Below are 11,873 nucleotides of genomic sequence, written 5' to 3'. Positions count from 1 at the left end.
AGAGGCGCATGCTAGAGGCATCCATATCGAGCTGTGCTCGGTCATACAGATACTGGTAGCTCGTAGCGGACTGGAGCTGGAGTGCATCGCTCACACGGTAGCCGACGAGGTAGCGAGCCGTAGCGGCATGTCGCTCATAGGTCTCTGGGGCATCGGCAGCCAGAGGGAGGGGCTTGCGGGTGCGGATGTCCAGCAGACGATAGGGGAAGCCCCCTTGGTTCACGTAGTCACCCTGTAGGCTGAGTGCCATATCTAGGCGGTCGTTGGGGCGGTACTCTAGCTTGGCGAAGCCCGCTACCATACGTAGGCTGTCCTGCTTGGCCTTGGTAGTCTCGTTGTAGAAGTAGCCTTGGCGCATCGAGCCCGAGAGGCCATAGCTGAGCCCGAGCGTCTCACTGAGGCGTAGAGCCTGCTCCACCGAGGCACGCAGATAGCCCTGCGTACCAGCTGTGAGGCGAGCCTCTCCACCAGCTCGGTCAAAAGCCGATCGGGTATAATAGCTGATGATCCCCGACATAGCGTTGCGGCCGTAGAGCGTCCCCTGTGGGCCTCGCAGCACCTCGACACCAGCGATCCCGGGGAGGTCAAGATTGAAGCCCGACTTATTCAGCACGGGCACCCCGTCCAGATACAGCCCGATCGTCTGCCCCGTGCTACGAGCACCGCTCCCACGGAGGTAGATAGCGGCACTACGCTTGGAGCCGTAGTCGGGGATGAAGAGGCTGGGGACACGACTCGTCAGATCCGTCACACTCTGGATGCGGTACAGCCCGAGCTCCTTGCCGTTGATCCAGGTCAGGCTCACGGGAGCCTTACCCGAGGGGGCAGTCATACGCTGAGGGACGTAGCCACTGATGATCACCTCATCTAGCAGGTGGGTGGCGAGGCTATCCCGCTCCTCCGCAGAGGCGAGGACGGGAGAGGCGAGGGCAAGAAGCCCTGCACAGACAGTCAGGGAGAGGACTCCCCCACGCTTGTCGTTCATTATTGATAGTAAGCTATTCATTAGTGATAATTTTCTCCTTTGGTTGCACAAAGGTATATTCTCGAGACCTAAGTTTTAACACACATTGGGATTTTCCCTACTTCTAGTCACGAAATAGTACGAATACCCCATTTCATCGCCTGACAAAGTACAGAATAGAGCTAAACGGATACCTCTGAGGGAACCTTCTCTGGAGGCTATCGAGAGGGGTGAAGTAGATCCTCCCGAGAGAGCAGAGACACGTCTATCGGAGCGACCTACGAGACGATACTTAGAGCGAGGTAGTGTACACGCTTGTACACTATTGTGTACACGTGGGTATACAACAGTGTACACACGTGTATACTCCCCCGCCCTAGATAGTAGGAGTATACCCACCCAATCTACCCCTAGGGTACGGAGGTCTCTACCCTCGGCCTATGCTCCTCAGCCTCTTGGCTCCCGACCTCTAGGGATGTCTGGTGTCCGCCCTCCCCTACTCGCATCCTCTCCCCCTAGTCTCATATATAATAATAGGTACGCGCGCACGAGGTGGCGAGGTGGAGGGACAGGCGGAGGGGAGACGATACCATAATACTCTAGGGAGCGGGGTAGAGGGGCATACCCTAGGCTCAGATACCGACAGCTACGTGACGGGGAGCATGCAGGGTAGTGCTCCGAGTATCCCCAGGAGGGCGGGGCGAGGAGGGGAAATGCCCCACTCGCTCTGGCTCGGTGCGGTGCAACGGAAAATATCGGTTATCTTTGCCTGAGACTTAGTTTCTATCGCCTCCGCCCCCTAGGTGCAGATGGAGGTATGCAGAGCTATCAACTGTACACATTACATATATACCTAGATCAATGGAAAAGATCCAAGGGCTCCTCGTAGCCCCCTTTACTCCCTTCTCCCCAGATGGTGAGGTAAACTATGAGCCTATCGCTCGCTATGCAGCTATGCTTCATAAGAATGGTCTCAAGGGCGTCTTCATCAATGGCTCCTCTGGCGAGGGCTACATGCTAAGCGATGAAGAACGTATGCGCCTAGCCGAGAAATGGGTGGAGGTTGCCCCCCGAGACTTCAAGATCATCGTACATGTAGGTAGTACCTGTGTACGCTCCTCCCGCCAGCTAGCTGAGCACGCTGCCAAGATTGGGGCTTGGGGTATCGGTGCTATGGCTTCCCCCTTCCCCAAGGTAGGACGTGTGGAGGAACTCGTGAAGTACTGTGAGGAGATCGCCGCTGGGGCTCCCTCGCTGCCCTTCTACTACTATCACATCCCCGTTTTCAATGGTGCTTACCTCCCCATGGTCGAGTTCCTAGAGGCTGTCGATGGACGCATCCCTAACTTCGCTGGGATCAAGTACACCTATGAGAGCCTATACGAATACAACCAATGTAAGCTCTACAAGGATGGGAAGTACGACCTCCTTCACGGGCAAGACGAGACCCTACTAGCAGGGCTAGCTGCCTGCGACGTGCAGGGAGGCATCAGCGGTACAGCCAACTACTGCGGGAATGTCCTTGTGGGGGTCATCGAGGCCTTCCGTGCGGGCAACCTCGACAAGGCTCGTGAGCTACAGAACTACAACCAAGAGGTGATCAATGTCATCTGTCGCTACCGTGGCAACATCGTAGGTGGTAAGCGCATCATGAAGCTCATGGGACTAGATCTCGGTGGTAACCGTACCCCATTCCGCAACATGACCGCTGAGGAAGAAGCACAGATGAAGAAGGAGCTAGAGGCGATCAATTTCTTTGCTAAGGGCAACACCTTCTAGTATGGAACATATCAAGAACTACCTCACCTACTGGCGAGACCGATACCGTGAAGACCTAACGAACGATATACTGCCCTTCTGGCTAGAGCATGGTCTCGACCGGAAGCACGGCGGTATCTATACCTGCCTCGACCGAGAAGGCAAGCTGATGGACACGACCAAGAGCGTATGGTTCCAGGGACGCTTTGCCTTTGTGGCCTCGTTTGCCTACAACCAGATCGAGCGTCGCCCCGAATGGCTGGAGGCAGCACGCCTGACGATCGAGTTCATCGAGCGTCACTGCTTCGACAGCGATGGGCGTATGTACTTCGAGGTGACAGAGCGGGGAATTCCCCTTCGTAAGCGTCGCTACGTCTTCAGCGAGACCTTCGCGGCTATCGCCTTCAGTGAGTATGCCCTCGCATCAGGTGATATGGCATACGCAGAGAAGGCTCTAGGGCTCTTCCGAGACATCCAGCGCTTCCTCACCACCCCAGGCTTCCTCCCTCCGAAGTACACGGATTATATGAAGGCTGAGGGGCACTCCATCGTGATGATTCTCATCAATACTGCTAGTCGCATCCGAGAGGCTATACAAGACCCTCTGCTGGACGAGCAAATAGAGCGATCAATACGAGCCCTAGAAGCTCACTTCATTCACCCCGAGTACAAGGCCCTCCTAGAGATGGTAGGTCCTAATGGGGAGTTCATAGACACTCTTCAGGGGAGACTCATCAACCCAGGTCACTGCATCGAGACAGCTTGGTTCCTCCTAGAAGAGGCAAAGGCACGAGGCGGCGACAAGCACCTGATCGGACTTGGCAAGAAGATCTTTGACTGGTCTTGGGCGTGGGGTTGGGACGATGTCTACGGGGGCATCATCAACTTCCGTGACTGTAAGGGCTTCCCATGTCAAGACTATGCTCAGGACATGAAGTTCTGGTGGCCTCAGACAGAGGCTATCATTGCCACCCTCTACGCTTACCAGATGACCCGTGATGAGCGTTATCTGAAGCTCCACCGCCAGATCAGTGACTGGACCTATGCACACTTCCCAGATCCTACTCATGGGGAGTGGTATGGCTACCTGCACAGAGACGGCTCTATTGCCCAGAACGCTAAGGGCAATCTCTTCAAAGGCCCCTTCCACATCCCTCGTATGATGATCAAGGGCTACCAGCTCTGTCAGGAGCTACTTCAGCAGCTAGACTAGCCCCAGTAGCTCCTCAAACCCTCCACAGTACTCCCGCTATGTCTTCATGGAGTCTTCTCCCACCTTTCCCCCACCCTTTCTTGCCCTCAGGAGGCATACCACGGGATGGGATGAGGGGGCGTCTCCCATGAGGATCTAGCGGGAGTGCTGCGTACTTACTCTTTCTACACCTCGTCGCTCTGCCCCTATGACACCGAGGAGGTACTACCTACTACATAACACAACACGAACCACTAATCCAAGCACAAGAGTATGAAAAGTACGCTACTCTTTCTCCTAGCTCTGTGTCTGAGCTTACCCGCCTGGGCTCAGGAACGTATCCTTACGGGTCTGATCCAGGACACATCACAGGTGCCGATCCCTGGAGCCAGCATCCGTGAGGAAGGTACCTCTCACGGCTGCCTAAGCGATAACCAAGGAAGATTCCGACTCCAGCTACGGGGCTCTCAGGCAAAGATCACCGTCTCCTGCATCGGCTTCCTCCCACAGACAATCAATATAGATCGGAAGCAACTCTCCGAACTCCTAGTCGTGACGCTACGTGAGGACACCAAGCTCCTCGGCGACGTCGTCGTCACTGCCTATGGAGCACAGCAACTAAGAGGCAAGATAACCACCTCCATTAGCTCGGTCCGCAATGAGACACTAGCCAAGGGGCTCTTCTCTAACCCCGCCCAAGCACTCTCCGGTGCCGTCTCAGGTCTACGTGTGCTACAGCTCTCGGGAAGTCCCGGCGCTACCCCCAGTATGATCCTACGTGGAGGTACGAGCCTCACAGGGGAGGGATCTCCCCTAGTTGTCATCGATGGTCAGGTACGTAGTGACCTCAGTGACATCAACCCCGAGGACATAGAGCAGATGCAGGTGATGAAGGACGCAGGTGCGACAGCTATCTATGGCGCCCGTGCCAACAATGGCGTACTGCTAATCACCACCAAGCGAGGCAAAGCTGGCTATAGTGAAATTCGCTTCAAAGCCAAGGTAAGCGCAAACGTCCACCACGACCTCTACGAGTACCTAGGGGCGGAGGACTATATCCGCCTGCAGCGTATCGCTACGCGTGACAATGCTCAGATATACAAGAATAGTACGGGGGACTACGTAGGCTTCGGCGATATGTCTCCCCTCACGAGCAACGTAGGCTTTGGCACAGGACATTCCTACTACGATCCCCAAGGTCAGCCCTACGATGGCAATAAGTCTCCCGAGGGGCTCTACGGGCTTTACGAATACGAAGACAATCTCAAGCACCTACTGGATAAGGGCTGGAAGACAATGACTGACCCCGTAACAGGCAAGAAGCTTATCTACTCAGAGTTCTCCCTGCGCAAGGAGAACATCCGTGAGGTTGCCCTGCGTCAGGACTACAACCTTAGCTTCACAGGGGGCAATGACCGAGGGAACTACTATGCCAACCTCGGCTATAACCACAGCGAGGGGAATGCCCTCATAGACTGGTACAAGCGTGTGAGCCTAATGCTCAATGCCGACTACAAGATCCGTCCTTGGCTCACGACCAAGAGCAGTGTCTCCTTCTCCCGTGCAGCTTGGGACAAGCTCCCCAATGGAGAGAATGCAGATGCCGACTACTTCGGACGTATGTCCAGCGTACCACCGACCTTCAGGGGCTATAATGACAAGGGGGAGCGTCTCATCGGTCTCGGAGAGAAGGAGCTGAACTGGAGGCTCATCAAGGATGCCTTTGTCAATGACCACAAGACCAATAAGCTTAGCCTAAACCAAAGCTTCGTCTTCGGTATCCTCTCTGGCCTAGATCTCAAGGTGAGTGGACTCTGGTTCTTCCGCCAGACTTGGCGTGAAGACTTCGAGAAAGACCACCTAATCGCTCCTGGGCTCTACAACCGCACCCGCAAGAGCACAGCCTCTGCCTTCGAGACCCTCGACCAGACGTACAATGCTGTCCTAAACTATCAGGGCAAGCTCCACGGACACCATATCAATGCACTCGTAGGGACGGAGTACTACGACAGCTATACCAAGGTACTCTCTGCCTCAGGTGAGGGCGCACAGTCGGATGACTTCGGCTCACTCAGCTACACCAGTGACGAGAAGGGCATGCGCAAGACCAGCACAGCACATACTCGGGAGCGTATCCTCTCCTACTTCGGACAAGTCAATTATGACTATGCTGACCGCTACCTCCTCTCTCTTGTCAGTCGCTACGATGGCTACTCTAGGCTGATAGAGCATCGCTGGAGTTTCTTCCCCGGTATCTCGGGCGGATGGGTCTTCACACGTGAACCCTTCTTCAAGTCACTAGGTTTATCGGATGTCCTAAGCTTCGGTAAGCTACGTGTCAGCTACGGGAGCAACGGGAATGTATCGGGCATCGGCCCCTACTCTCTACGTGGCTCCTACAACCTCTCCCGCTATGGAGGCAAGGTAGGTATGGGGCTCTCCCAGATCCCTAATCCCTATCTGCTCTGGGAGAAGACTAACACCTTCGAGGTAGGGGGTGACTTCGGTCTTTGGGACAATCGTCTGACGCTGAACCTCACCTACTACAACCGCATCACCTCAGACCAGATAGCCGACATCACCCTACCCTCTCACACGGGGATCAACCAGCATCAGACCAACAACGGCCAGCTACGTAACCGTGGCTTCGAGCTCGACCTCTCGGCTAAGATCCTTACCGCAGGAGACTGGAGGTGGAGTGTGAACTTCAACGCTGGAGTCAATAAGAACACCATTCTCAAGCTCCCCTACAATGGCCTAGAGCGTAACCGTCAGGATGCTATCCAGGTCTATAGTGGTAAGGGCAATGAGAAGACTTGGGTCGGAGGACTACAGGAGGGACAATCCCCTGGAGACATCTATGCCTTCCAAGCGGATGGTCTGTATCGCAGCCCCGACGAGATCCCAGGCAATCTCATCGATAAGATGCCTGCACGTCCCCTCTATGGGCCTAAGGCTTGGGAGGCACTCAGCCAAATGGAGCGTGACCTAGGCATAGCCTTCCCCATACAGCCGGGTGATGTACGCTGGCGAGACGTCAATGGGGATGGAGTCATCGACCAGTTCGACCAAGTAAAGGTAGGGAACAAGAACCCTTGGCTCACTGGAGGACTCTCCACCGAGCTAAGCTATCGTGGACTCAGTCTCAGCATACGTATGGACTATGCCGTAGGGCATCATGTCACCGACTACCGCACACCCGAGATCATGGGGAATGCTCGTGAGGGGGCTAACACCATCACGCTAGCTCGTGACCACACCTACAGCGAGTCCAACCGCCAGGCCAAGTATCCTCGTTATCTGCCGATGGATATAGTAGGGAAGTTCAACTATAATCGTCCTTCCTCGATGTTCATCTACCGAGGTGATTACCTTGCTCTGCGCGAGATCTCGCTCAGCTACCAGCTCCCCAAGGCCTGGACGAAGCGCCTCTCGATGAATGGCCTAGAGCTGTCCTTCACGGCACAGAACCTCGGCTACCTCACCGCTGCCAAGTACGTCTACTCCCCTGAGCCCGGTGCTAGTGGCTGGGGTGGATATGCTCTGCCCCGTGTCTTCATGTTCGGCCTTAATGTAGGACTCTAATCAATGACTGCAATGAACAAGCATATACAAGCCACCCTCCTTGGCCTCCTGCTCCTCCTAGGTCTCTCGACCTCTTCGTGTAAAGGTCTACTGGATCTCCCACCTATCGACCACCACTCTGAGGGTAGCTTCTGGACGAGCAAGGCTCAGGTAGAGGCCAACCTCATAGCCCTACACAGCGACCTCAGAGGGCGATATAGCGTGATACGTGCCTTCGGTGAGCTACGAGCAGGCACGATGAAGGTAGGTACCGCCGCTACGGGCGAGCAGCTACAGCAGCCTGAGCTCAAGCGCAACCTCCTCAGTGCCGAGCGGGTAAGCATCGAGGACTGGGGCGGGCTCTACTCCTGTATCCTACGTGTCAATCTCTTCATCAAGAAGGTCTCCGACGACTGCCCCTTCCTCTCTGAGGCGGAGCGTCACCTACTGCTAGGCAAGGGCTATGGTCTACGTGCCTACTACTACTTCCTGCTCTATCGTGCCTATGGAGGCGTCCCACTGGAGACGGAGCCCGTAGTAGCGACCAAGCCCGTAGGCTCTACCGACCACTACTACAAGGCCCGCTCCTCGGCACAGCAGACGCTAGAGCTCATTCGTCAGGACATCGACCGCTCCGAGGCACTCCTCGCCTCCTCGGCCTATGAAGGGAGTAAGATGGAGTGGACGCTTGGTGCGACGAAGATGCTCAAGGCCGAGATCTACCTCTGGTCTGCCAAGGTCACCACAGGAGACCATACCGCTACGGGTGCTACTGACCTCGCCATAGCTCGTCGTACCCTAGAGGAACTGATCAATAGTAATAAGTACCAACTGGAGTCCAACTTCGCCTCCATCTTCGATCCCACCAAGCGAGGGGGAGATGAAGTGATCCTAGCCCTCTACTTCGATCGTAATGAGGCTACGAATGACTATCGGGAGTACCTCTACAACCAGATCCGCTTCGCAGGTGCAGCCCGAGATCTGAATGGTGACCCTCTACCCGATGACCCCCTGAATATTCAGGGAACAGGACGCCTCTTCAACGAGTACAAGTATTCTCTCGTCAAGAGCTTCGATGAGACGGACACACGTCGTGCGGCCACCTTCTTTGAGTTCCAGGCTGGGCGTAAGGCTCCCTACCGTCTAGGCTCGGTGATGAAGAAGTACATCGGACGCACCTACCCCGATGGCAAGCATATCTACGATAGTCAGATCATACTCTATCGCTATGCTGATGTCCTGCTGATGCTCGCTGAGGTCAAGAATGCCCTAGGCGAAGACCCTTCAGTGGAGATCAATGCCATACGTCAGCGTGCCTATGGGGCTGCCTTTGCAGGGCATGAGTACACCCATACCACGGTGGAGGCTGCTGAGCTCGCTATCCTACAGGAGCGGACGAAGGAGTTCGTAGGTGAGTACAAGCGTTTCTTTGACCTCATCCGTCTGCAGGATGGAGCCAAGAAGCCACTGGTCTTCTCGATTGAGGGCAACTACCCCGACAATCCCAATCTGCCTAAGGCTTCCACGCCCGTACTCTCTGAGGATGAGGCCTACAAGGTCCTCTGGCCTATCGATCGCGAGGTAATGAGCCAAGACCCCAAGATCAAGCAGACACCTGGCTACTAAGCTCACCGAGCACAGTACCCATAAAGCAACCGAGGCTAAGGAACGTGGATGTTCCTTAGCCTCGGTTGCTTTATTTTGATCTCTCCCCTCTGATCGCTCTAGCCTACTGGGGATGGTATCCCAGGAGGTCTCCTAGAGTGTCAAGCCCTAGGACTGTGCTGCCCAGTAGCGTTTCAGGTCTCGTGCTATGCTCGCTAGTGTCTCGCTGGTCATCGTAACTAGAGTCCCTGTTCGAGCTATGGCGATGCGACCTAGGCGCTCTATAGCTAGCAGGGCTAGGCGATAGAGACTAGGATGGAGCTGACCCGTGATCTTGATCTGCGCTAGGGCTGCAGCTATGATCACCTGATCGGTATGCTGGAGCTGGCGAAGGGCTGGCTTACCCGCTATCTCTGCCTCTCTTAGCCCCTCTAGCTCCTCGATTGTCTCACCATGGGGAGGATGATAGGGGAGGCTGTAGAGTCGGTTCAGGAGCTGCTGGGGGAAGTCCCCAAGCTCTGCGTGGGGTCTTCGACGGAGAAGATCCGATAGCTCCCACAGTGCATCTATGCCCTCATCGCTACCGAAGGGGGCGGCATCTGCTATGCTGGAGTAGTAGAATGGCTCCGTGAAGTACTTTCTAAACGTAGGATGGCTTGTCAAGGGATGCAGACCTATGGAGTCGTCATCATAGTAGTACTGGCTCATCGGGTCGAAGTCGTGGAGATCGGTATACCCCTTCTGTGTCTTTATATCCACGAGTTCGCTTGCTTGAGCTAGGCATGTTTGCTCATCTGGGAATTCCCTCAACCCATAGCGACCCGAGGTACCCGTCTTCCCCCAATTAATCATGAAGGCAGGCCCTAGAGTCTCTATGCGCCAGAACTTATCAGACTTATCATCCGCTAAACGCATTACCCTGATCATCTCTGTACAAACTAGTTTATAGTTAGTCACTGGTGTACCACGATCGCACCTCAGTGAGCATGATATAGTGATACCATACTATGTGTAGTAATCGTACAAATATAACGAATTATCACAGAAAATATCACTAGTCAAGATATTTCCTGTGACAATTCCTTTAGAGAGCACCTCCCTAATCCTACGTCCTCACCTAACCAAAGCGTGATGCGATAGCTTCTAGGAGTGCTGGACGAAAGTCTGGGTGGGCAATATTCGCTAAGGCTATGGCTCGCTCACGTAGGCTAAGTCCCCTTAGCCGCACCGCTCCATACTCGGTAGCGACATAGTCTACATCGTTGCGACTAGTGGTGACAGTAGCCCCTGCCGAGAGTGTGGGGACGATGCGAGATCTCGTCCCACCCTTGGCCGTGGAGGTGAAGGCGAGGATCGAGCGTCCGTTCTTCGAGCGCTTCACTCCACGTAGGTAGTCCACCTGTCCCCCCGTGCCACTGAACTGGTCGAGACCGATAGCCTCGGAGGCGACTTGACCGCAGAGGTCGATCTCTAGACAGGAGTTGATGGAGACCATGTTGTCGTTCTGTCCTACCACGTAGGGATCGTTCATGTGGTCTACAGGATACATCTCGATCATCTCGTTACCATCAATGAAGTCGTACAGCTCACGTGAGCCCATGATGATGGAGCTAGCCACCTTGTAGGGGTGTAGAGTCTTTCTTGCCCCCGTGATATTGCCCGATCGGATCATGTGCATGACCCCATCGGTGAACATCTCGGTGTGTAGCCCCAGGTCGCGCCTATCCCCGAGGCTCTGTAGGACGGCATCAGGGATCGCACCGATACCGATCTGCAAGGTATCGCCATCGTTAATCAGCTCGGCGCAGATCTCACCGATACGCTGCTCCACAGCGCCGATCTTCGCTGTTGGGATCTCTGCGAGGGGCTCATCTGTGGGCACGATATAGTCGAGCTTAGTGACATGGATTAGGTTGTCGCCACCGATGAAGGGCATCTGCTTGTTCACCTCGGCGATGACGATCGGGGCGACCTCGGCAGCGCACTTCGTATAGTCACACGAGACCCCGAAGGAGCAGTACCCCTCCTCATTAGGAGGGCTCACCTGCACGACAGCGACATCCACGGGATAATCCCCCGTGCGTAGCAGCTCGGGCACCTCATGGAAGTAACAGGGGAGGAAGTCCACACGCTGCTCGGCATAGGCAGGGCGGCTATTCTTGTCGAGGAAGTTAAGGATAGGATGCAGGTGTCCCTTCATCTCGGGACGTAGGTGCCACGGCTCACCGAAGTAGAGCATGTGGAAGACTTTGAGGTCGATAAAGAGCTCCCGCTCATCATACAGTGCCTTGGCGATCTGGACGGGGGCAGCGACTGCGTGCCCAAAGACGAGGTAATCACCGCTCTTGATAGCGGTACGCACAGCCTCATGGGCTGTAGTAGTATGGCTCACATAGTGTTCATGCCAGTTCGTGCTCATAATAGTAAGCTATAAGTCGCTAATCATACCTCTTCGTACTCGAGAGGGAGGGTAGGCTCTCTATAAGGTATATGGTACTCCCCTAGAGAACTCCCAATGCAAATATAGCAAGTATTCGGAAGATATAAATACCATCTGATCCCCCTCTCTATCTCCCTATGAACTCTAGGCTCACTCTAAGTTCACTCTACCCTCTCGACCTAGATCTCCCCCTCCGCCCCAGCTCCCCCCGACATACGAAGATCTTCCCCCGTAACATTCCCTCCCTATCTGACTTTACACCATCCTCGTAGTGGGCATTCCGAGAGCCCTATCCGAGGACACGTAATGAACGCTAGAGAGGACTCGGTATGTTCGCTCCAATCACCTTA

At 54.9% G+C, this 11,873-nt stretch carries 7 protein-coding genes; 4 read left to right on the top strand and 3 right to left on the bottom strand.

The features are described from left to right. A partial coding sequence (locus tag QZ554_RS07095) for a TonB-dependent receptor plug domain-containing protein (protein ID WP_297195387.1) occupies nucleotides 1-1,006 on the bottom strand: 1,006 nt, incomplete at its 3' end. A gap of 819 nt (nucleotides 1,007-1,825) precedes the next feature. Here QZ554_RS07095 and QZ554_RS07090 point away from each other — a divergent pair. The 4 genes from QZ554_RS07090 (at nucleotide 1,826) to QZ554_RS07075 (ending at nucleotide 9,104) form a co-directional block, all read left to right on the top strand. Then, entirely contained in the window at nucleotides 1,826-2,743 is a 918-nt protein-coding gene (locus QZ554_RS07090; protein WP_297195385.1) for a dihydrodipicolinate synthase family protein, read from the top strand. Between the two features lies 1 nt (nucleotide 2,744). Then, nucleotides 2,745-3,935 carry an AGE family epimerase/isomerase gene (locus QZ554_RS07085; RefSeq protein WP_297195383.1) on the top strand — a complete coding sequence of 397 codons (1,191 nt, stop codon included), beginning with the start codon at nucleotides 2,745-2,747 and terminating at the stop codon, nucleotides 3,933-3,935. Between the two features lie 252 nt (nucleotides 3,936-4,187). Beyond that, nucleotides 4,188-7,499 (top strand): SusC/RagA family TonB-linked outer membrane protein, encoded by a 3,312-nt coding sequence (locus QZ554_RS07080; protein WP_297195381.1) that lies wholly within the window; start codon nucleotides 4,188-4,190, stop codon nucleotides 7,497-7,499. A gap of 12 nt (nucleotides 7,500-7,511) precedes the next feature. Beyond that, nucleotides 7,512-9,104 carry a RagB/SusD family nutrient uptake outer membrane protein gene (locus QZ554_RS07075; protein ID WP_297195379.1) on the top strand — a complete coding sequence of 531 codons (1,593 nt, stop codon included), beginning with the start codon at nucleotides 7,512-7,514 and terminating at the stop codon, nucleotides 9,102-9,104. 147 nt (nucleotides 9,105-9,251) lie between these two features. On the opposite strand, the gene QZ554_RS07070 is transcribed toward QZ554_RS07075, so the two are convergent. Then, nucleotides 9,252-9,998, bottom strand: a complete 747-nt coding sequence (locus QZ554_RS07070; RefSeq protein ID WP_297195377.1) for a WGR domain-containing protein — start codon at nucleotides 9,996-9,998, stop codon at nucleotides 9,252-9,254. A 202-nt stretch (nucleotides 9,999-10,200) separates the two neighbouring features. Beyond that, nucleotides 10,201-11,502 carry an acetyl-CoA hydrolase/transferase C-terminal domain-containing protein gene (locus QZ554_RS07065; protein ID WP_297195375.1) on the bottom strand — a complete coding sequence of 434 codons (1,302 nt, stop codon included), beginning with the start codon at nucleotides 11,500-11,502 and terminating at the stop codon, nucleotides 10,201-10,203. Nucleotides 11,503-11,873 lie beyond the last annotated feature (371 nt).

It is taken from the genome of uncultured Porphyromonas sp., from assembly GCF_915070105.1.
In the GTDB taxonomy this organism is placed as follows: domain Bacteria; phylum Bacteroidota; class Bacteroidia; order Bacteroidales; family Porphyromonadaceae; genus Porphyromonas.
This window is presented reverse-complemented; position numbering and strand designations above follow the sequence as displayed.

Coding starts and splice junctions, on each gene's coding strand:
- QZ554_RS07090 (WP_297195385.1), top strand. CDS start 1,826: ATGGAAAAGATCCAAGGGCTCCTCGTAGCCCCCTTTACTCCCTTCTCC.
- QZ554_RS07085 (WP_297195383.1), top strand. CDS start 2,745: ATGGAACATATCAAGAACTACCTCACCTACTGGCGAGACCGATACCGT.
- QZ554_RS07080 (WP_297195381.1), top strand. CDS start 4,188: ATGAAAAGTACGCTACTCTTTCTCCTAGCTCTGTGTCTGAGCTTACCC.
- QZ554_RS07075 (WP_297195379.1), top strand. CDS start 7,512: ATGAACAAGCATATACAAGCCACCCTCCTTGGCCTCCTGCTCCTCCTA.
- QZ554_RS07070 (WP_297195377.1), bottom strand. CDS start 9,998: ATGCGTTTAGCGGATGATAAGTCTGATAAGTTCTGGCGCATAGAGACT.
- QZ554_RS07065 (WP_297195375.1), bottom strand. CDS start 11,502: ATGAGCACGAACTGGCATGAACACTATGTGAGCCATACTACTACAGCC.